This is a genomic window from Sinorhizobium sp. P24N7 (assembly GCF_042436655.1).
Lineage (GTDB): Bacteria > Pseudomonadota > Alphaproteobacteria > Rhizobiales > Rhizobiaceae > Sinorhizobium > Sinorhizobium meliloti_A.
Genome location: NZ_JBHMIW010000011.1, coordinates 75,718 through 97,237, shown reverse-complemented (window position 1 = coordinate 97,237; position 21,520 = coordinate 75,718). Strand labels below are relative to the sequence as shown.

Below are 21,520 nucleotides of genomic sequence, written 5' to 3'. Positions count from 1 at the left end.
CGCCGCCTCATGCAAAATCGAGGGCTGCCATGCTCAGATTCATCCGCCAACGTGCGCTCGCAAGCCTGATCTCGCTCATCGGCCTGATCGTCATGGTATTCTTCCTGTCCCGGATGACCGGCGACCCGGCGGCGCTGTTTCTGCCCGTCGAAGCCTCCGCCGAGATGAAGGAGCAGTTCCGCGAGCTGCACGGACTGAACGATCCGATCCTCGTCCAGTTCGCCCGCTATGTGGGAGATGTCGTCACCGGCGATCTCGGCGAATCCCTGCGCAAGGCCCGCCCTGCGCTCGATGTCGTCCTCGAAGCCTTCACCTGGACCCTCTGGCTTGCCGTCATCACGATGACGCTCGTCACGGGAGCGGCGATCGTCGTCGGCTCGCTGGGTGCCTTCCGCTCCGGCGGTTTCTTCGACCGGCTGTCGTCGATGGTCTCGCTCATCGGCGCGTCGGTTCCGGATTTCTGGCTGGCGATCGTCGCCATCGTCATCTTCTCGATCAACTTCGCGATCCTGCCGACATCCGGCACCGGATCGGTCGTGCACTGGATCCTGCCGATCGCGGTTCTCTTCGTCCGCCCCTTCGGCATCATCGTCCAGGTGGTGCGCGGCTCCATGGTCAGCGCACTGTCCTCGGCCTACGTGAAGACCGCACGGGCAAAGGGCGTGAAGTCCGGGCCGATCATCTTCATCCACGCTCTGCGCAATGCGATGCTGCCCGTCATCACCGTAGTCGGAGACCAGGCGGCAAGCTTGCTTAACGGCGCGGTCGTGGTCGAGACGATCTTCGGCTTTCCCGGCGTCGGCAAGCTCATGATCGATTCCATCCTGCAGCGCGATTTCAACGTGGTGCTGGCGGCGATCCTCGTCACGGCCATTGCGATCTTCCTCATGAACGTGCTGATCGATCTCGCCTATGCGTTGCTCGATCCTCGCATCCGGCACTGAGGAGGCGACGGACCATGACCCTGGCAACCACCGACAATGTCATCGCCGCAGAGCCGTCCTTTCCGATACGCATGTTGCGCATGCTGCTGGCGGACAAGTTCGCGCTTTGCGCCGCGATCTTCCTTCTCGTCATCCTCGTCATAGCCGTCATCGGCCCGGCCTGGGTGGGCGACCTGGCGACGAAGCAGAACCTGCGCGGCCGCAATCTGCCGCCATTCGACTGGACACGCGCCTGGGTCTGGTGGATGGGCGCCGACGCGCTCGGCCGTCCGCTCTTCGCCCGCATCATCGTTGCGGCCCAGAACACCCTGATGGTCGCCGCCGGCGCCGTGATCCTGTCCTCGGTGATCGGCACCGTTCTCGGCCTCATCGCCGGCTTTTCCTCGCCGCGCATGAGCCAGATCATCATGCGTCTCGCCGACGTGATCATGTCCTTCCCGTCTCTGCTGATCGCGGTGATCGTGCTCTATGTGCTCGGCTCCTCGATCCTCAACCTCATGCTGGTGCTCGCCATCACCCGCATTCCGGTCTATCTGCGCACCACGCGGGCCGAAGTGCTGGAGATCCGCGAACGCATGTTCGTGCAGGCGGCCCGGGTCATGGGCGCCTCCAGCAAGCGCATCCTCTTCCGCCACATCCTGCCGGTCGTGCTGCCGACGCTGACGACGCTCGCCACCCTCGATTTCGCCTATGTCATGCTGGCGGAAAGCGCGCTGTCCTTCCTCGGCATCGGCATTCAGCCGCCGGAAATCACCTGGGGCCTGATGATATCGCAGGGCCGGCAATATCTCACCAATGCCTGGTGGCTCTCCTTCTGGCCCGGCCTTGCCATCATTCTCACCACCATGTCGCTCAACCTGCTGTCCAACTGGATGCGGATCGCGCTCGATCCGGTACAGCGCTGGCGTCTCGAAATGAAGGGCGGCAAAAATGGCTGAACATCTGCTCGAGGTCCGTAATCTCTCCGTCGAGTTCCACACCGCGACCGGCGTGGTCCATGCGGTGAAGTCGATCTCCTATCACCTCGACAAGGGAGAGACCCTCGCGATCCTCGGTGAAAGCGGTTCCGGCAAGTCCGTCTCCTCCTCGGCGATCATGAACCTCATCGACATGCCGCCTGGCCGCATCAGCGCCGGCGAAATCCTGCTCGACGGCAGGGACCTGCTGACAATGCCTGCCGAGGAACGGCGCGAGGTCAACGGCCGCCGGGTCGCCATGATCTTTCAGGATCCGCTCAGCCATCTCAATCCGGTCTACAGCGTCGGCTGGCAGATCTCGGAAGCCATGACCACGCACGGGCTCGCCGGCAGCAAGGCGCGCGAAGAGGCGCTGCGGCTCCTTCGCCGCGTCGGGATTCCCGAGCCCGAGCGGGCAATGCGCAAATATCCGCACGAATTCTCCGGCGGTCAGCGCCAGCGCGTCATGATCGCCATGGCGCTGGCGCTCCGGCCGGACCTCCTGATCGCCGACGAACCGACCACCGCGCTCGACGTGACCGTGCAGGCGGAAGTGCTGAAGCTTCTGAAGGAGCTTCAGCGCGAAACGGGCATGGCGGTGCTCATCATCACCCACGATCTCGGCGTCGTCTCCGAGATCGCCGACCGGGTCGTCGTGATGGAAAAGGGCGCCATCGTCGAAGCGGGAACCGTGCGCGAGATCTACAAGAACCCGCAGCATCCCTACACGCAGAAGCTCATCGCCGCCGCCCCCGGCAAGGGCGCGATGCACGAACCCGGCGCGCGCGCCGAACCCCTGCTCAGCGTGCGCGACGTGCGCAAGACCTACGGCTCCTTCGAAGCGCTGAAGGGCATCTCCTTCGATCTCATGCCCGGCGAGACAATGGCTGTCGTCGGAGAAAGCGGCTCCGGCAAATCGACGCTTGCCCGGGCCCTTTTGCGTCTCGACGAGCCGGATGGCGGCACGGCGCTCTGGAAGGGCCGCGACCTGTTCGCGCTTTCGCCGGCTGAGCTCTACAAGCTCAGGCGCGACCTCCAGATGGTGTTCCAGGACCCGACCCAATCGCTCAACCCGCGCATGACGGTCTACCAGCTGATCTCCGAGGCCTGGGTCATCCATCCGGACATCCTGCCCAAGGCGAAATGGCGTGAACGCGTGGCGGAGCTCCTGGTGCAGGTCGGCCTTTCGGCCGAACACATGAGCCGCTATCCGCACCAGTTTTCAGGCGGCCAGCGCCAGCGAATCGCCATTGCCCGGGCGCTTGCGCTCGAGCCGCAGCTGATCATCTGCGACGAGGCCGTTTCCGCGCTCGACGTCTCCGTCCAGGCGCAGGTGATCGAGCTTCTCGACAGGCTGCGCCGCGAGATGGGGATCGCCTTCATCTTCATCGCCCATGACCTGCCGGTCGTTCGCGATTTCGCCGATTACGTCATGGTCATGCAGCAGGGAGAGGTCGTCGAGCTCGGCACCGTCCGCGAGGTCTTCGATACCCCGCGGCAGGCCTATACCCGCGCCCTTCTCGCGGCCAGCCTCGATCCCGATCCGGATGCAAAGGCCGGCCACCTCGCATCGGTGCCGGCCGGGGCTGCCGACATTCCCATCCCAAAGCGGAGTCACTGATGTCCAAGAAAGCCTTCGTCGCCCTCGTCACCTGCTTCAACGAGGACGAGACCATCAACTACGAGGCGACCCGCGCCCAGGTGCGCCGTCAGGTCGCCGCCGGCAACAATATCATGTGCGCCGGCACCAATGGCGATTTCACTGCGCTCACGCACGAGGAGAAAATCCGGCTCACCGAGGAAGTGGTCGACGAGGTCGGCGGCCGCGTCGATGTCATCGTCAATGCCGGCATGCCCGCGACCTTCGAGACGCTGCAGCTCGCGCGCGCCTTCGACCGCATCGGCGTCAGCGGCATCGCCGTCATCACGCCCTTCTTCATCGCCTGTACGCAGGACGGCCTGATCCGGCACTTCTCGACGGTCGCCAATGCCGTAGAGACCCCCGTCTATCTCTATGACATTCCCTCCCGCACCCAGAACCATATCGAGCCGGAGACGGCTCTGAAGCTTGCCTCGCACGGCAATATCGCCGGGATCAAGGATTCCGGCGGTGCGCAGGATACGCTCGAGGCCTATCTGCAGGTGGCGCGCGACGTGCCGGGCTTCGAAGTCTATTCCGGGCCCGACCATCTGGTTCTCTGGTCGCTGCAGAACGGTGCGGCCGGCTGCATTTCCGGCCTCGGCAATGCAATGCCGGAGGTCCTCGCCGGCATTCTCAGCGCGTTCAACAACGGGAACATTGCCGAGGCGGAACGCCAGCAGGCACTCTACACCGCCTTCCGCACCGAACTTTACGCTCTCGGCTTCCCGCCGGCCTTGGTCAAGCGCTCACTTTACCTGCAGGATCCCTCCGTCGGGGCCTCCCGCCAGCCGGCGCTGCTCCCGAGCGAGGAGCAGGACGCAAGCATTCGGGAGATTCTGGTGCGGCACCGGCTGCTGTGAGGCGGTTCCCCCTAGCCGTCATCTCGAACGCTCTCGTTTACCGGACCGGTACAGGACCCATCCGGCAATCAGCATCGAGGCTCCCCAGAGCAGAAAGCCTGTGTCCCAGTAGACCCACTGGTCGTGCGGCACGGTCTCGTTGACGTGATGCAGGCCGAGGATCTGGTGGTTGACGGTGCCTTCGATCAGGTTGAAGGCACCGAAGCCGATGAGGAAGGTACCGGCAATAAGCCTTGCCGACCAAAGCAGGGGCGTCCGCCGCCCCCGGCGCCACAGAACGATCAGGCCCAGCACGACGAAGACGTATGTGGCCACATGGAAGAGGCCGTCGAAGAACGTATTCAATCTCAGATTTTCGAGGCTGTCGGGGGGAAAGCCTGCGCTGCTCAGCATGTGATGCCACTGCAGCACCTGATGCAGAACGATGCCGTCGAAGAAGCCCCCGAGCCCCAGGCCGAGGAGGATCCCGGCCGCAGCGGGAAATTCTCCGTTTTCTTTTGCGGTGTCGTCCAATATTTGTACTCCGCTCAGCAACCACTCACAGAATGCATTCTTTCGAAATATTTATTAATTGATCAGTTTGATGAAATGTACTTTTCATTCCACCTAAGCTGTCTTAGTATTCTCCACGTCAGTAGAAGCGGTCAGCCGCGTTAGTATCTCACGATACAACATCCGGTCGGGAATTGCTGGCATGCGATCGCGCAGACCGCAGCCCGCCGGATCTTTCTGACCTCGCCTTCAGCAAAGTTGACGTCGAACTCCGGGGCGCTTCGCTCACGGACAATCCGTGAATTGGATTGACGGCAACTTTGGAGAGACTGATGATTATCGACATTAGCTGCTACCCGACCAAGATTGTGGATCTGGCCTGGCGGCACGATGGCGAGCCTTTTACAGGTGAGCGCCTCCTCAAGATGATGGACGGCCCTTATTATGTGAACGGGAAGCCGCGCCGCATCGACAAAGCTTTCATCCAGCCCCCGCAGGGCAACACGATTTACACCGACGGCTACGGCGATCTGACCGGCAAGGCGGCGATCCGGGACTACATGTCCTACACCGTCGAGCTCGTTCAGAAATATCCGGACCGCTTCCTCGGCTGTTTCGTCTACAATCCGCGCTACGGCACCCAGAACGGCGCCGAAGAAATCGAGCACCACGCCAAGGAATACGGCTTCAAGATGGTGCAGCTTCAGGCGAACATGCACGCCTACCGCCCCGACCGGGCGCTCGACTGGCTGCGACCCGCGATGCGGAAATGCGCCGATCTCGGCCTCATCGTAAAGGTGCATACCGGCGACGGCCCCTACAGCATCCCGACCGAATTCTATCCGATCATTCGAGAGTTTCCGTCGGTCAATTTCGTCCTCGGGCACTTCGGCGTGCAGACGGGTGGCGTCTATGTCTTCGAGCCGTTCCAGATGGCGATGGATGCGCCGAACATCTATGTCGAATCCGGCTGGTGCCTGCAGTCGCGCATCGTCGAATTCGCCAAGGAGCTGCCGAAGCACAAGATCCTGTTCGGCACCGACACGCCCCCGAACGAGCCGGGAATGTGGCTGCGCCTTCTCGAGGTGCTGTGCCACGAGCCGCCCCAGGGGCTGAACCTCGACGAGGATACGCTCGAGGACTACCTCGGCAACAACATCGCCCGGATGATCGGTCTCGATCCGACACCGCCGCCGCGCAGCCTGGAGGAGGCACAGGCCCGCCTCAAGGGCACCCATGCCAGCCTTCAGCCGGCATGAGCCTTCCGCACGCGCGTTTCATGAAATCGGAGAAATAGCATGATCATCGATACCCACCTCCACCCGACCAATCTGGTCGACGAGGCATGGCGCCACACCGGCACGCCCTTCAACGGCGAGCGCATGCTGAAACTGATGGACGGACCCTATATGATCAACGGCAAGCCTCGCCGGATCGACATGGGCTTCATCCAGCCGCCGCCCGGCAATACAGGCTATCGCGACGGCAACCGCATGGGCCGCGAAGGCATCCGCGATTACATGGCGTATATCGCCGAACTTTGCCAAAAATACCCGGACCGCTTCATCGGCAACTTCAACTACAATCCCCGCTGGGGGCCAGAGAACGGCGCGGCCGAGCTCGAATTCCATGTCAAGGAATACGGCTTCAAGATGCTGAAGCTGCATGCCAACATGCATGGTTACCGGCCCGACCGGGCCCTCGACTGGCTTCGCCCGGCGATGAAGAAGTGCGCGGAACTCGGAGTGGCCGTGCTCATCCACACCGGTGACGGGCCCTACACCATTCCGACGATGTTCTATCCGATCATTCGCGAGTTCCCGATGGTCAATTTCATCATCGGGCATTTCGGGATCCAGACCGGGGGCAACTACTCGTTCGAGTCTTTCTGGATGGCGATGGATACACCCAACGTCTACTGCGAGTCCGGTTGGTGCTTCCAATCCCGCATCGTCGAATTCGCGAAAGAGCTGCCGAAACACAAGATCGTCTTCGGTACGGACTCGCCGCCAAACGAACCCGGCATGTGGCTGCGCGAGCTCGAGGTTCTCTGCCACGAACCGCCCCACGGCCTCGGGCTTTCCGAAGACGATCTCGAGGGCTATCTCGGCAACAACATCGCCAAGCTCGTCGGCATCGACCCGACCCCTCCGCCACGCAATCTCGAGGAAGCTCAGGCGCGCCTGACCGATACATATGCGGGTCTGAGGCGAGAGGAGCGCCAGCCTACTCCTGCCTGATCGGCCCCGGTCGATCCCCAGTCAGAGCGGGATTCGGGCGGAACATCGCTCGCATTTTCCTCATCCCGCTCCAGGGCAGCGGCTCCCTCCAAGGCCGCTGCCCGCTCATGTGAAGTAACGACACCGCGAAGGGCAGTATTATGGAGTTCGGCAGCCAGGACGTCCGCTACTTTCTCCGGGAATACCAGAAGGCGTATCCCGAAGACGTACTCACCATCGAAGACCGTATCACGGACGACCAGGACGCATCGGCGTTCATCTGGAAGCTCAACCAGCAAGGCCGGGCGCCGCTCCTGCATTTCCGCAACGTCGAGGGCGTCGGCGGCGAAGTGATCGCCAACACCTTCGGATCGCGCGAGCGGATCGCCCGGATGTTCGGGACCTCCCAGGACCGGCTGCACGAAGCCTATCAGGCACGCTCGCGGCAAGCCCTGCCGCCGCGGCTGGTCGACAGCGGACCGGTGACCGAATGCGTGGAAGAGCACGACATCGATCTAGGCACGCTGCCGATGCTGAAGCACTTCGCGACTGACAGGGCGAAATACATCACCAGCGGCATAATCATCGCCGAGCATCCCGACACCGGCGCCGGCAATCTCAGCTATCACCGCGCCATGATCCATTCGAAGAACGAGCTGGCGACGAGCCTGCATTCGCGCGGACATCTGTGGCGGCTGCTCAACATGGCCAAGGACCGCGGCGAGAACCTGAAGGTCGCCATGGTCATCGGCGCGCATCCTCTCTTCATGATCGCAGCCTCGGCGCGCCTGGCGTTCGGTGAGGACGAGCGCGACGTCGCCGGCGGCCTCATCGGCGAGCCGCTCGAGGTGGTTCGGACGCCGAAATACGGCATCCGGGTTCCGGCCTATGCCGAAATCGTACTGGAAGGGGTGATCGAGCCCGAAACGCAGGTTGCCGAAGGGCCCTTCGGAGAGTTCACGGGCTACTCGTCCGACCGATCGACGAACAATCTGTTTCGCGTCGAGACGTTGCTGCGCCGCAAGGACGCCATCCTTGTCAGCGTCGCCGGCGGCAACTCGTCCGAACATCTCAACCTCGGCCGTGTTCCGCGCGAGGCGGAGATGGTGGAAAAGCTGAAGCAGCGCTTCCCGAGCGTGACGGCAGTCCACTATCCGGCATCCGGCACGCATTTTCACGCCTATGTCGCCCTCAACCAGACGAGACCCGGCGAGGCCCGACAGATCATGCTCGGACTGCTCGGCTGGGACGCTTATCTGAAGACCGTGATCGCCGTCGATGCCGACGTGGACATAACGCGGGATTCCGACGTGCTTTGGGCCATGTCCGCCCATTTCCAGCCGCACAAGGATGTCGTCATCATCGAAGGGCTGCCCGGCAACGCGCTCGACCCTTCGGCATCCGGTATCGGTACGACGTCCCGCATGGGCCTCGACGCGACCCGCGGGCCTGATTTTCACGGCGTGCTCGCCAGGATCGACGAGGCTGCCTTCGACCGCGCTTCGGCGATTCTCGCGAAATTCGGCCGTCCTTAGAGACAATGGCGACGCTTGGAGGTGAAAGCGATGAAGGCGGACCGGGAACAGAGAAAGCGGATCATCGTCGGCATCAGCGGCGCCTCCGGCGTGATATACGGCATCCGCCTCCTGGAGATCCTGCGGGATCTGGACATCGAGACGCACCTCGTGATGAGCCGAGCCGCCCAGATCACGCTGGCGATGGAAACGGACTTCAAGGTCGCCGACGTCGAAGCCCTCGCCTGCTGCGTCCATTCCAACAAGGACATCGGCGCCTCGTGCTCCAGCGGTTCTTTCCGCACGCTCGGGATGATCGTTGCACCCTGCTCGATCAAGACCCTGTCGGAAATCGCAACCGGCGTAACTTCCGGCTTACTGTCCCGGGCGGCCGATGTAACGCTGAAGGAACGCCGCCGGCTGGTTCTCATGCTGCGTGAAACGCCATTGCACATCGGCCATATTCGTTCGATGGCCCAGGCGACGGAGGCGGGGGCGATCATCTGTCCCCCCGTCCCGGCCTTCTATGCCCGTCCGCAGACGCTGGACGAGATGGTCAATCATACCGTGGCACGCGTCCTTGATCTGTTCGATATCGATACCGGGCTCGCACATCGCTGGAGCGGGCGGCGCGCTGCCGTCCCTTCCCGCCCACGTGAAGATATCGAGGTGAAGATGAGGTGAGGAATACCGCCCGTTCGCCGGCCGGAGGAGGGTCGGGGTTCGGCGTCAGGCTCTTGGAAAAATTATGGGAGGAGCGAAATGAATACGGACTCGAAGTGCGATGCTATCGAAGAAATGTTTCCCGCGCCGAAACTGGCGGCGCTCGGCCTGCAGCATGTCCTGGTGATGTATGCCGGTGCCATCGCGGTTCCCCTAATCATCGGCAGCGCGCTGAATCTCTCCAAGGATCAGATCGCCATGCTGATCAGCGCGGATCTTTTCTGCTGCGGCATCGTCACCCTCATCCAGTGTCTCGGCATCTGGAACGTCGGCGCGCGTCTGCCGATCATGATGGGCATCGGCTTTACCGCGGTTCCCCCGATCATCGCCACGGGCACGGATCCGGACCTCGGAATGCCCGGCGTTCTCGGTGCGGTCATCGCATCCGGCGTGTTCACGCTTCTGGCCGCCCCCTATTTCAGCCGCTGGGTTCGCTTCTTCCCGGCGGTGGTCACCGGCACGGTGATGCTGGTCATCGGCCTGTCCCTGATGCGGGTCGGAGTAAACTGGGCGGCGGGTGGACAACCCATGATAAAAGGCCCGGACGGGCTCATTCCCAATCCGGCCTACGGTCAGCCCTTCGCTCTTGCGGTCGCTGCCATCGTGCTGGTTTCCATTCTCCTGATGACCCGCTTTCTCAAGGGATTTCTCGCGAACCTGGCCGTCCTGTTCGGCATAGGGATCGGATTTGCCATCGCTGTCGCTTTCGGAAAGGTGGACTTCCAAGGGGTCGCCGATGCGAGCTGGATCACGGTCGTGACGCCGTTCGCCTTCGGCATGCCGATATTCGACCTGTGGGCGACGGTTGCGCTCTGCACGGTCATGATCGTCATGATGATCGAAGCGACCGGCCAGATCCTGGCCGTCGGCGACATGGCAGGCCGCACGATCAGCGAAGCCGACCTGGCGCGCGGGCTGCGCACGGATGGTCTCGGCAACATTATCGGTGGGATATTCAACACCTTCACATACACCACATATGCCCAGAATGTGGGCCTGCTCCAGATCACCGGTGTGATGAGCCGCTGGGCGGTTGCAGCGGGCGGCGTGGTCCTGATCCTTCTCGGCTGCCTGCCGAAGATCGCATTCATCACCGCGTCGATACCGAGCTATGTCGTCGGGGGCGCCGCGATCGTGATGTTCGGCATGGTCTCGGCGACGGGCGTCAAGATTCTCGCCCGGGTCAACTTCGTGGACAACCGCCGCAACCTCTACATCGTCGCCGTCAGCGTCGGCCTCGCGATGATCCCGGTGGTCGCCGACAAGATCTTCGCCCAGCTGCCGGAGTTCATCGACCGGTTCTTCCACAGCGGCGTTCTCGTCGGAACCTTCTCGGCGGTGCTGCTCAACCTGCTCTTTAACGGCGTTCCTCCGCGCGAGGAGGTGCAGCCGGATTTGCTCGGTGAGGGCGCCATGCGGCATCCCGGCTAGGCGCACCCGCAAGCGAATGCACGGCATGCACCGCCCCCGGCCATCTCCGGGGGCGGTGCGGTTTTATGCAATCAACGGCGGGTGAGGATGCCCCCTTCCGCCCTCGCCTTTTCCGGCCGGGCTGCGGCAAGTGGGATCCGCTGTTCCCGCTCAAACATGACAAATCCGCCGAAGCCTCCCGGCCTCGGCGGATTGGCGTCATTCCCCCGGATCAATTATCCGTACTGCCCGCCGAGGCAAGGCAAAGCTCCAGTCCTTTTTCCAGCGCCGCCCGGTCGAGGTTGCGGCCGATGAAGACCAGCTTCGTGTAAGGCATGTCCTTCCCCCAGACATGGTCCGGACGGAAGTCCATCAGCTTGTGCACCGCCTGCAGCACGAAGAAGCGAGGATCGTCGGCAATCGCTATGATGCCTTTGGTCCGGAAGATGTCGTCGCCTTCCTCCCGAAGCAGGCCCGAGAGATAGTCCGTCAGGCGGCGCTGGTCGAAAGGCCGGTCGAAGACGAAGGATTCCGAGCTGACCGTCGCGTCATGCAGATGATGGTTATGGTGGTGATGATCGTGGTGGTGATGGTGATCGAGGTCGAGCAGCTTGGCACGTTCGGCGACGTAGGACGGCGCGAAGCCTGAAATGCCGAGAATGCTCGACAGCTCCACCTTGCCGTAGCTCGAGCGTACGATTTCGGCGGTCTGGTTGAGCTTGCGCATGCCGCGCTCGAGCGGAGCGATCTCTCCTTCCGATACGAGGTCGATCTTGTTGATGATGATGCGGTCGGCGGCGACGATCTGGTCGACGGCCTGGTTGTCGCGTCCGTCCAGGACGGGATCGTCGATATGCTGCCCTATGTGCTTGGCATCGACCAGCGTCACGATGCCGTCCAGCGTTACGTGCTTGCCGATTTCATCATCGATGAAGAAAGCCGTCGCGACGGGGGTCGGATCGGCAAGCCCGCTGGTCTCGACCAGGATGTGGTCGAACTTGTCCTTTCGGGCAAGCAGCTTCTGCAGCACCTCTATCAAATCGTTGCGCACATCGACGAAGCAGCAAATGCAGCCGTTCTTCATCTGGTAGATCTCTTCCTCGGAGGCGAGCACGAGATCCGAGTCCACATCCACCTCGCCGAATTCGTTTTCGATCACCGCGATGCGGTGACCGTGTCGTTCCGTCAATATGTGGTTCAAAAGCGTTGTCTTTCCGGCACCGAGGAAGCCGGTCAGGATCGTGACGGGAATTTTGCTGTCCTGAAGATGGTTGGTCTGCATCACTGCCTCGTTTCGTTGGCTTTGGACTTGAGGGCGTTCAACACTTGCTCCGGCGTTATCGGGTAGTGGTGGAAGCGGACGCCGATGGCGTCGTGGATGGCGTTGGCGATAGCCGGTCCGATCGCGATGATCGGATCCTCCCCGACGCCCTTGGCACCGTAGGGACCGCCGGGATCCGGCGCCGTTTCGAGGATGATGGTGCGGATCGACGGCATGTCCATCGACAAGGGCATCTTGTAATCGACGAAGCTGGGATTGAGGGAACGGCCATCGGTAAGGTCGATGACATAATCCTCGCTGAGGGTGTGGCCGATGCCCTGCTGAATGCCGCCCTCGATCTGTCCGGCCGCGGCGATCGGATGGATGACCCTGCCGATCTCGTGTACCGGCACGACCTCGATAACGGCGACCTCGCCGGTTTCGGTATCCACCTCGACTTCGGCGAAATGGGCGGCGAAGGAGTAGGACTTGGTCGGCATGTAGGTGCCTACGCCGACCAGTTGCACCGCCGGCATTCCCCGTTGCGGCCCGACGGCCTCGCAAAGCCGGATGCTGCGGTTCGAGCCGTTGGTGACGACCACGAAACCGTCCCGGATCGCGAGATCCTCGGGCTCGGCCTTGAGCAGGGGCGCGGCGTGTTCGAGCACTTGTCTGCGCACGTCGGCGGCCGCGAGCTGAGCCGCCCGTCCGCCGAGATAGGTCGTGTGGCTGGCGAAGGCGCCGATATCCCAGGGGACGATATCGGTATCCCCTTGAACGACCGAGACGGCTTCGAAGGGCACGCCGAGTTCCTCGGCGACGATCTGCGACAACGCCGTGTGCGCGCCGGTGCCGAGGCCGGCGGTGCCGGTGATCAGCGTCACCGTTCCGTCCTCGTTCATCTTCACGATTGCGTTGCCCTGTTCCTTGATACCCGGATAGGCACTGGATCCATGCATTTCGCAGCCGATCCCGATCCCGCGGCGCCTGACGCTTTCCGGCTTCTCTCGCATGCGCAAGTCGTGCCAGTTCGTCTCCTGCATGACGCGGCGGATGCAATCCCCGAGGCCATGTCCGACGATCGGGTGCCCGGAGGGTGCCATGTCGCCCTCGCGTACGGCGTTCATCAGCTTGAACTCGGCCGGATCGAAGCCGAGCTTCTCGGCCGCCTCGTCCATCATGAGGTCGAGCGCATAATATGTCTGAACGACGCCGTAGCCGCGAAAGGCGCCGGCAATCGGCGAATTGGTATAGATGCAGCGGCCTTCCAGCCGCACATTCTCGCAGCGGTAGAGCGAGGTCAGCGCTGCAGTGCCGACATTGGTGACGCCTGGACCGTGCGAGCCGTAGGCGCCGGAGTTGAAGGTGATCCTGGCTTCGCGTGCGACGATCCGGCCGTCTTTGGTGAAGCCCTGCTTCAGCCATATCTTGCCGGGGTGGCGCGAGCGGCCGCCGAGGAAGGTTTCCTTGCGGCTGAACTCCATCTTGACCGGACGCCCCGTCTGCCGCGCAAGCAGGGCGCAGAGGAATTCGTTCTGAAAAAGATCCTGCTTCGCGCCGAAGCCGCCGCCCATGTGATCGACGATAACGCGTACCTTGTTCAGCGGTACGCCGAGCACTTCGGCAAGCGTGCCGCGGACCATGAATGCGCTCTGGGTCGAGGTCCACATGGTGAGTTTGCCGTTGCCGTCCCACTGGCTCACACAGACATTGGGCTCCATATAGGCCGGTGTCGGGCGGCCGAGATCGTATTCGCGCTCGAGGATCAGATCCGCCTCGGCGAAACCCTTGTCGACGTCGCCGCGGGTGACGAAGACCGGCGGCAGCACATGGTTCCGGTCGAGACCGTTCTCATGGATCGGCGCGGCGCCGGGCTCCGATGCGGCTTCGATGGTGAAAAGACCGGGCAAGGGCTCGTATTCGACGTCGATGAGCGCGACCGCGCGCTCGGCGATTTCCTCGCTGACGGCAGCGACGGCGGCGACGCCCTCGCCCCAGTATCGCACCCTGTCATCGAGAATGTACTGGTCCTTGGTAACGGATGCCGAGCGCGGATGCGGCGAGCCCGCATGCAGGACGCGTGGGACGTCCCGGTGCGTCAGCACCGCCTTGACCCCCTCGAGCGCCAGCGCCTTGCTCGTGTCGATGCTCCTGATGCGCGCATGCGCGACATTGCTGCGCTTCATCTTGGCATGGAGCATGCCGGGCAAGGCGACGTCGCCTGCATATCTGGCCGTACCCGTGACCTTCTCCAGCGTATCGGACCGCTTGACGCTCTTGCCCACGACGGTGAAGTCCCGGTCGGACAGGTCTCTGTCGATCCTTTCATAGGTGTTCATAGTGTCTCCGCCTTTCTCAGTTCCTCGGCCGTGGCCCGAACAGCGTCGATGATCTTGGTGTAGCCGGTGCATCGGCAGATATTGCCGGCTAGAGCGAAGCGGATTTCGTCCTCGATCGGGTCCGGGTTTTCGTCGAGCAGCGCCTTGGCCATCATGATGATGCCCGGTGTGCAGAAGCCGCACTGGGCACCGCCGTGCTCCATGAATTTCTGCTGCAGCAGGTGCGGCCGGTCGTAAGCCGGCTGCAGGCCTTCGATGGTCTCGATCGTCGCGCCTTCGGCCTCGACGGCGAGCACCAGACAGGCATTGACCGGCCTTCCGTCCATGATGACCGTGCAGGCGCCGCAGTCTCCGACGTCGCAGCCTTTCTTGGTTCCGGTGAGACTGCCCTCGTTGCGCAGCGCATCGAGCAGCGTACGGTTGGGAGCAACCGCGAGTTCACGGGCCTCGCCGTTGACCTTCATCGAAACGAGCCGGTTCATTGTGCACCTCCCATGGCGTAGCCGATCGCCCGGCGCGTAAGCACGCCGACCATGTCGCGGCGGTAGGCCGCGCTTGCGCGCACATTGCCGATGGGAGTGGCTTCCTGCATTGCGCTTTCCGCAGCCTCGGCCAGCAGCGCCGCGTCGATCGTCCGTCCCCTGAGAAGGTCCTCGGTCCTGCGGGCGCGGATCACGGTCGGCGCCACGGCGCCGAGCGCGATGCGGATGTCCGAGCAGTGCCCGGCCGCGTGTTCGATACTGACGGCAACGCCGACGGTCGCGAGTTCCATCGCCTTGCGGCGGCCGTGCTTGATGTAGGCGCGGCCGCTCGTCGGGCGGGGCGCCGGCAGGGATATGCCGGTGACGATATCTCCGGGCGAAAGAACAGTCCGGCCGGGACCGGTGAAGAAGTCCTCCAGCAGAACGGTCCGCTCGGTGCCTCCATTATAGACGGTCAGGCTGGCGCCGTCGGCGATCAGGGGCGGGATCGTATCCGCCGAGGGCGAGGCGCGACAGATGTTGCCGACCACGGTCGCCCGGTTGCGCACCTGCACCGAGCCGAGGAGGCTTACCGCCTTGGCGAGGTTCGGATAGTTGCCGATGACATGCGGCGAGGTCTCTATCTCCCGGACCGTCACCAGCGCGCCAAAGCGAAGCCCGGCGGCCGGATCATAGGTAAAATCCCTCAGGTTCTGGATCTTCTTGATGTTGACGACGTGAAGGACGCTGCGAAGCTCCTCCTTCATCTCGACCAGCAGATCGGTGCCGCCCGCGATGATGCTGGCATCCTTGCCCAGCCGCCTCAGCAGATCGCTGGCCTCCGCCAGGCTTGCCGGCTCGTAATATTCGAACGGTTTCATGCATTCCTCCTCCCAAAAAACAGCGGTCGCCGCCGCGTGCCGCACTGATTCAATCGAAACCGGGGTCGCCATCCTCCCCTCGTTCGGTTTCGCCGGACCCCGCGTTAGCCTGAACGGAGCGAAACGCCTGCATGGCCACTGCTCGATCGGCCACCAGTTCACGTTCCAGGGCCCGCAGGTGCTCCGTGTTGAGGCGGGCGGCCCTTTCGCCATCTCCGCTTGCTATCGCTTCGACGATCTCGGAATGCGCGTGATTGCCGCAGAAGCGCGGCTCGGTGTCCGGCCTTGACCAGGAGAGCAGCGGCTGGCGGTTGATGAGGTCACGTATCACCCCGGTCAGCACGTCGTTGCCGGCCATTTCCGCCAGAAGCAGATGGAACCGCCGGGACAGATGCCGGGCTTCTTCCATGCGGCCCTCTTCATAGGCGTTGCGTTCGTCCTCCACGAACGACCGCAGGCGCGCACGCTCCGCCTCGCCGATCGTGCCGGCGAGCTTCTCGACCGTCGCTGTCTCGATCACGATGCGCGCATCGAATATCTGCCGCGCTTCGTCGGGCGAGCACATGGCGATGGACGCTCCCTTGTTGGGACTGAGTTCCACCAGCCCGGCATGCGCCAGGCGCATGAGCCCGTTGCGTATGGCCGACCTGTTGGCGCCCGAGGCGATGGCCAGCTCGCGCTCGATCAGCCTGGCGCCGGGGGCCACCCGATGATGCATGATCGCCTCGACGATGACCTGGACGACACGCTGCTCAGCCTCCGGCCCGCTCATCGCGGCCCCAGCCGGGGGACGGTACCTTGCACTCCTGAGAAAGGGCGACGCTGCCATTCGAAACACTCCAGATTAGATTGTCAACAATCTATACTTAGGTGATCGGATGTCAACGTTATGTGTTATTCGGAAATATCGATGCTTATATTCACTACTCAGTGTATTGATGGCGTGCATCTTGCAGGTTGATCGCTATTTCCATCGGCTTATCATGCATAAACTTGGACTAATGAAATAAATCTCGGAATTTTACCGGTTCCCTCTCCGGAGAAAAACCTGTTTTTATCCGCTTGTAACTGATTTTCGGGGGATGTAATGGAGAATTACACGCCGTTATCTTATTTTACTTCTTGCGAAGCCGCACGCTGCACTGAGCGATGCGGCGCTGCCGGATAATTCATAAGCAAATCGAAACAATATATATCTACTATGAAATTGCCTCAATAATCGCCGCTTCTTAGTCTCCATACAGATCGAATGGGCCAGACGGAATGGGCCAGACGGAATGGAATGGAGTCACTCGATGCATACGGTTCTCGGAACCCGTTATGGCGGCGCCGGCCGTGCACTTCTCCTGCGTGGCTGCCGCATCGCCGGTGAAGCCGCGGCAGGCGCTGAACGCGACATTCTCATAGGGGAAGACGGGCGCATCGCCAGCATCGGCCATCGCCTGGAAGCAGGCCCGGATGTGATCGGCGTCGATCTCCGCGGCGCGCTCGTCTCGCCGGGCTTCGTCGACGTCCACCAGCATCTGGACAAGACTGGCGTCCTCAAATTCACGCCCAATCCCTCGGGAACCTTGCAGGGAGCGCGGGAGGCATTCGCCAGATATGCCCGCCAGGCGCCGGAAGAAGACGTGACGCGACGTGCGGCACGGACCATGGAACGCTGCCTTGCCCGCGGCACCACGGCGATCCGCAGCCACATCAATGTCGACAAGGATGCCGGCTTCAACGGCATCAATGCCTTGGCACGGCTGAGATCGGAATGGGCGGACCGGCTGACGCTGCAACTCGTCGCGTTCATGACGCCGCATCCCAACCAGGATATCGAATGGCTGGAGAAGAACATCGATGCCGCAGTCGAACAGGCCGACGCGGTCGGGGGCACCCCGGCGGTCGCCGAGGACCCGATGCGGTATCTCGACATCCTCTTCGCCGCGGCCGAGCGGCATGGCCGGCCCATCGATCTACACCTTGACGAACACCTGAACCCCGAACGGCCGCTTTTCGACGCCGTGTTCGAGCGGGTCCGGAGATTTGGCCTGCAGGGTCGCACTCTCCTCGGGCACGCATCCGTCCTGAGCGCGCTGCCGAGGAAGGAATTCGAGCGCATACGCGACCAGATGGTCGATCTCGACATCGCCGTCGTGACACTGCCTGCGGCCAATCTCTACCTGCAGGGCCGCAGCCACGACATGTTGCCGCCCCGCGGTCTGACGCGCGTCGCCGAACTGATCCGTTCGGGGGTCGCCATCGCGACCGCATCCGACAATATCCAGGATCCGTTCGTGCCGACCGGCTCGGGCGACATGCTCGAGATCGCGCGCTGGACGCTGCTTGCCGGGCATCTGCGGGGCGACGAGCTTGCCACCGCCTATGACATGATCACCGCAATACCGGCACGCATGATGAATCTCGGCACCGATTACGGCATCCGCGAGGGCGCCTGGGCGGACCTCGTCGTCACCGATTGCGAGGATGTCAGCGCGCTCGTCAGCGGAGGTCCCGACTGCATGCAGGTCCTCGCGAAAGGCCGGCCGGTTGCAGCACCCGCATCGCCTGCCATGGAGGCCATACGCGCATTGGAAGATGTCCCCTGAACGGCAACAAGCCGTCGGACGGGCATGATGAGGAGAGGAAGGGAGGAGCATCATGATGATTACCAGAAGAGGCTGTTTGGCGTCTGCGATCGCAATGGCCGCGCTCATTGCCGCCGGGCCGGCTTTCGCCGGGGGCGCATCGTTCAAGATGGGACTGCTGGTTCCCGGCAGCATTTCGGAAGAAGGATGGAACAGGATAGGCTTCAACGCGCTCAAGGGCGTGGAGAAGGAACTTGGTGCCGAGGTCAGCTATGTCGAGCTGCAGCAGAACCCTGCATCCTTCGAGAAAGCCTTCCGCGACTTCGCCAGCCAGGGCTACAACGTCATTCTCGGGCACGGCTTCGAGTTTCAGGATGCCGCTCTCGAGGTCGCGCCGGAATATCCCGATACGGTCTTTCTTATTTCCTCGAGCTACATATCCGAGGGAAATGTCATCGGCCTCAACACGGATACGAGCCAACCTTTCTACCTGATGGGCGTGATCGCGGCCAAGACGGGGAAGAAGGCGGGTCTCGTCGGAGGGATGGAGATCCCACCGATAAAGGAGGCCTTCGAGGGTTTCACCAACGGCGTGCGAAGCGTCGCGCCGGACTTCCCCGTCAGTGAAGTCTATATCGGCAACTTCACCGACGCGACCGCGACCAAGGAGGCAAGCCTCAGCCTGATTTCGCAAGGGGCCGACTTCGTGCTGCCGAATGCTTCAGGGGCGACGGTGGGGGGATTCCAGGCAGCCGCGGAATCCGGTGCCGACGTCAAGACGTTCAGCATCTTCAGCGACTACACCTCGGTCGCTCCCAAGAACATCCTCGGGCTTTACGTCGCCGACTATGCCCGGGGCGTCATCCGCATCGTCGGGGACATCAAGAACGGCAAAAAGCCGACGACCAATGTCGAATTCGGCCTGAAAGATGCCGACGTCATGAGGTTCACCTATAATGAGCAGGCTGCAAATCCGGTGACGGAGGACGTACGCAAATACGTCGATGAGGTGAAGGGCAAGATCGCAGCCGGTGAAATCAAGACCCGGCAGAAATAACGCCCGCAGGTACAAGAAGGATGGGGCACTGCCCGAAGGATCGGGCCGGCCCGGCCATTCGCATGCGCCCCATCCGGCCACGATAACCGCTTCGATCGATTGTTCGATGGAAAGCTTCAGGCTTTTCCTAATCCGAAGGCAGCAAACTCATGGCAAACAGTGAAAGCGGACAGCCGCTGGCGGTTGTCCCCCAGGCCTATGGCGCCCTCTGGCGAGGCCTGCTCGGTCCTTTACGCACGATCATCCAGCCGGTCGCCGCTGTCGTTGTGGCTCTCGCATGCGGGGCGGCGCTTCTTGCCTTCAACGGCTACGAAGCACGCGCCGTGATCGACGTGATGGTACTTGGCGTCTTCCAGGACACCCGCTCGATCGCCGAAATTCTCCTGAAGGCGACGCCGCTGATCCTGATAGGCGTCGGCCTTTGCGTCGCCTTCCGCTGCAGCATCTGGAACATTGGCGCCGAGGGGCAATTCTATGCCGGCGCCATCGCCGCAACCGCCGTGGGCGTTTCCTTCGACGGATTGAGCGCATGGGTCTATGTGCCGCTCGTCATGCTCGCAGGCGCTCTTGCCGGTGCGGCATGGGCGGCGATCGCCGGACTTCTGAAGGTCTATTTCCGGGCGAGCGAGATCGTGACGACGATCATGCTGAATTACATCGCCATCATCATGACGAGCTATCTCGTGACCGGCCCATTGCGGGATGCGGCTGCGGCCTATCCGCAATCCGCCCGGCTGGTCCAGGAGGCGTGGATGCCGCGCATCCTGCCGCCGACCCGCCTCCACATCGGCATCCTCGTCGCCCTGGCGCTTGCCGTCGTGATGTATGTTTTCCTGTTTCGCAGCACCCGGGGCTATGCGCTGAGGGTGGTCGGCATCAGCCCGGACGCCGCGCGCTATGCCGGGATCAGCGTTCCCAGGAACATCATGCTGTCGATCTGCCTGAGCGGCAGCATGGCCGGGCTCGCAGGTGCCTTCGAGATCGCCGGCGTCACCCGGCGGCTCTTTCAGTCGATCTCTCCGGGCTACGGCTTCGAAGGGATCGCCGTCGCTCTTCTCGCAAACAACAATCCGATTGGAGCGGTCTTCTCGGGCCTCTTGTTTGCAATCCTGCGAAGCGGCTCCGAGCTCATGCAGATCACGGCGCAGGTGCCTCAGGTTCTCGTGCTCGTGATTCAGGGCATCGTCATTCTCTCGGTCGTGGGATTTGCCGTGTTGCGGATCCCGTCGATGCGCCCTTCCGAATAGGTGGACCCATGGAAGATGTAGCAAGCCTGAGCTTTCTCGCCGCGACCATCGCAGCCTCATGGCGGCTGGCAGCGCCGCTGATGTTCGCATCAATCGGCGAAGTGTTTTCCGAGCGCGCCGGCGTCCTCAATATCGGCCTCGAAGGCGTGATGCTGGCGGGTGCCTTTGCCGGTTTCGCCGCCGCCTTCACCAGCGGAAGCATCCTGCTCGGAGTCGCCGCGGCGATCGCCGCGGGTGTTCTCGTCGGCCTGTTGTTTGCGTTCTTCACCATCACGATCAAGGCGGACCAGATCGTGGTGGGCGCTGCCATCAACCTGCTCGGCCTCGGCCTGACGGCTTTTCTGTTCCGCGCCTATTTTTCCTCGGCCGGCAAGGGCATCGAGATCGCCAAGCCAATCAATCTGCCGTGGCTGAGCGATCTGCCGTTCTTCGGCGAAGCCTTCTTCCGGCAGAACGCCTTTGTCTACAGCACGCTTCCGGTGGCCGCGCTTGCCGTCTTCGTGCTCTACAGGACTTCGTTCGGCCTGACGCTTCGCGCCGTCGGCGAGCATCCCAGGGCTGTCGACGTTTCGGGCCGCAGCGTAGCGCTCTACCGCTATGGCGCGGTGCTCATCTGCTCGGCGCTCGCGGCGCTCGGCGGCGCCTTTCTGACGCTCGCTCACTCCAACCAGTTCGTCGAAGGCATTTCCTCGGGCCGCGGCTTCATCGCCCTTGCGGTGGTGGTCTTTGCGAGATGGTCGCCGATCGGCGCCTTCATCGTCTCGCTGCTCTTCGGGGTGTTCTATGCGTTGCAGCTGCAATTGCAGGCGCAGCCGGTGCTCTTCCTCCCCTATCAGCTCTTCCAGGCGCTGCCCTACGTCATGACGATCGCGGCGCTGATATTCGTCCGAAACCGGGTCGACACACCGAGCATGCTCGGCGTCGCCTACAAGAAAAGCTGA

At 62.6% G+C, this 21,520-nt stretch carries 19 protein-coding genes; 13 read left to right on the top strand and 6 right to left on the bottom strand.

Annotation, left to right across the window (positions count from 1 at the left end):
- The first annotated feature begins 29 nt into the window (after window positions 1-29).
- From ACFHWW_RS20055 to ACFHWW_RS20040, 4 genes are read left to right on the top strand one after another with little or no spacing between them, the layout of a single operon-like run.
- Entirely contained in the window at window positions 30-944 is a 915-nt protein-coding gene (locus ACFHWW_RS20055) for an ABC transporter permease (RefSeq protein ID WP_003532054.1), read from the top strand.
- A 14-nt stretch (window positions 945-958) separates the two neighbouring features.
- Window positions 959-1,882, top strand: coding sequence for an ABC transporter permease (locus tag ACFHWW_RS20050; protein WP_379940377.1), 924 nt, complete (start codon window positions 959-961; stop codon window positions 1,880-1,882).
- Window positions 1,875-3,521, top strand: coding sequence for an ABC transporter ATP-binding protein (locus tag ACFHWW_RS20045; protein WP_379940375.1), 1,647 nt, complete (start codon window positions 1,875-1,877; stop codon window positions 3,519-3,521). Before ACFHWW_RS20050 ends, ACFHWW_RS20045 begins: the two co-directional genes overlap by 8 nt.
- Window positions 3,521-4,402, top strand: coding sequence for a dihydrodipicolinate synthase family protein (locus ACFHWW_RS20040; RefSeq protein ID WP_338284170.1), 882 nt, complete (start codon window positions 3,521-3,523; stop codon window positions 4,400-4,402). The genes ACFHWW_RS20045 and ACFHWW_RS20040 overlap by 1 nt, the downstream gene beginning before the upstream one ends.
- A gap of 18 nt (window positions 4,403-4,420) precedes the next feature.
- Here ACFHWW_RS20040 and ACFHWW_RS20035 read toward each other — a convergent pair whose 3' ends face one another.
- A complete protein-coding gene (locus tag ACFHWW_RS20035; protein ID WP_338284171.1) occupies window positions 4,421-4,915 on the bottom strand; it encodes a DUF2243 domain-containing protein in 495 nt (164 codons plus the stop codon).
- Window positions 4,916-5,226: 311 nt separating this feature from the next.
- On the opposite strand from ACFHWW_RS20035, the gene ACFHWW_RS20030 reads away from it, so the two are divergent.
- The 5 genes from ACFHWW_RS20030 (at window position 5,227) to ACFHWW_RS20010 (ending at window position 10,781) form a co-directional block, all read left to right on the top strand.
- Window positions 5,227-6,153: an amidohydrolase family protein gene (locus tag ACFHWW_RS20030; protein WP_018095905.1), complete on the top strand. Its 927-nt coding sequence runs from the start codon at window positions 5,227-5,229 to the stop codon at window positions 6,151-6,153.
- Between the two features lie 39 nt (window positions 6,154-6,192).
- Window positions 6,193-7,134 (top strand): amidohydrolase family protein, encoded by a 942-nt coding sequence (locus ACFHWW_RS20025; RefSeq protein ID WP_379940372.1) that lies wholly within the window; start codon window positions 6,193-6,195, stop codon window positions 7,132-7,134.
- Window positions 7,135-7,274: 140 nt separating this feature from the next.
- Window positions 7,275-8,648 carry a UbiD family decarboxylase gene (locus ACFHWW_RS20020; protein ID WP_379940370.1) on the top strand — a complete coding sequence of 458 codons (1,374 nt, stop codon included), beginning with the start codon at window positions 7,275-7,277 and terminating at the stop codon, window positions 8,646-8,648.
- Between the two features lie 30 nt (window positions 8,649-8,678).
- The gene (locus tag ACFHWW_RS20015; protein WP_324764353.1) at window positions 8,679-9,311 is read left to right on the top strand and encodes a UbiX family flavin prenyltransferase; all 633 of its coding nucleotides are present in this window, start codon (window positions 8,679-8,681) and stop codon (window positions 9,309-9,311) included.
- 78 nt (window positions 9,312-9,389) lie between these two features.
- Window positions 9,390-10,781 carry a nucleobase:cation symporter-2 family protein gene (locus ACFHWW_RS20010; protein ID WP_379940368.1) on the top strand — a complete coding sequence of 464 codons (1,392 nt, stop codon included), beginning with the start codon at window positions 9,390-9,392 and terminating at the stop codon, window positions 10,779-10,781.
- 211 nt (window positions 10,782-10,992) lie between these two features.
- Here ACFHWW_RS20010 and ACFHWW_RS20005 read toward each other — a convergent pair whose 3' ends face one another.
- From ACFHWW_RS20005 to ACFHWW_RS19985, 5 genes are read right to left on the bottom strand one after another with little or no spacing between them, the layout of a single operon-like run.
- Window positions 10,993-12,042, bottom strand: a complete 1,050-nt coding sequence (locus ACFHWW_RS20005; RefSeq protein WP_338284174.1) for a GTP-binding protein — start codon at window positions 12,040-12,042, stop codon at window positions 10,993-10,995.
- Window positions 12,042-14,360, bottom strand: a complete 2,319-nt coding sequence (locus ACFHWW_RS20000) for a xanthine dehydrogenase family protein molybdopterin-binding subunit (RefSeq protein ID WP_379940366.1) — start codon at window positions 14,358-14,360, stop codon at window positions 12,042-12,044. The genes ACFHWW_RS20005 and ACFHWW_RS20000 overlap by 1 nt, the downstream gene beginning before the upstream one ends.
- Window positions 14,357-14,842, bottom strand: coding sequence for a (2Fe-2S)-binding protein (locus ACFHWW_RS19995; protein ID WP_379940364.1), 486 nt, complete (start codon window positions 14,840-14,842; stop codon window positions 14,357-14,359). The genes ACFHWW_RS20000 and ACFHWW_RS19995 overlap by 4 nt, the downstream gene beginning before the upstream one ends.
- Window positions 14,839-15,702: a xanthine dehydrogenase family protein subunit M gene (locus ACFHWW_RS19990; RefSeq protein ID WP_324764357.1), complete on the bottom strand. Its 864-nt coding sequence runs from the start codon at window positions 15,700-15,702 to the stop codon at window positions 14,839-14,841. Before ACFHWW_RS19990 ends, ACFHWW_RS19995 begins: the two co-directional genes overlap by 4 nt.
- 49 nt (window positions 15,703-15,751) lie before the next feature.
- Complete coding sequence (locus ACFHWW_RS19985; RefSeq protein WP_379940362.1) at window positions 15,752-16,531, bottom strand: GntR family transcriptional regulator; 780 nt, start codon at window positions 16,529-16,531, stop codon at window positions 15,752-15,754.
- A 466-nt stretch (window positions 16,532-16,997) separates the two neighbouring features.
- Between ACFHWW_RS19985 and ACFHWW_RS19980 the strand changes: the two genes are divergently transcribed.
- The 4 genes from ACFHWW_RS19980 (at window position 16,998) to ACFHWW_RS19965 (ending at window position 21,520) form a co-directional block, all read left to right on the top strand.
- A complete protein-coding gene (locus ACFHWW_RS19980) occupies window positions 16,998-18,296 on the top strand; it encodes an amidohydrolase family protein (protein WP_379940360.1) in 1,299 nt (432 codons plus the stop codon).
- A gap of 52 nt (window positions 18,297-18,348) precedes the next feature.
- Window positions 18,349-19,332, top strand: coding sequence for a BMP family protein (locus tag ACFHWW_RS19975; RefSeq protein ID WP_338284179.1), 984 nt, complete (start codon window positions 18,349-18,351; stop codon window positions 19,330-19,332).
- Between the two features lie 149 nt (window positions 19,333-19,481).
- A complete protein-coding gene (locus ACFHWW_RS19970) occupies window positions 19,482-20,579 on the top strand; it encodes an ABC transporter permease (protein WP_275600092.1) in 1,098 nt (365 codons plus the stop codon).
- Between the two features lie 8 nt (window positions 20,580-20,587).
- On the top strand, window positions 20,588-21,520 hold the full coding sequence (locus ACFHWW_RS19965) for an ABC transporter permease (protein WP_100670876.1): 933 nt from the start codon (window positions 20,588-20,590) through the stop codon (window positions 21,518-21,520).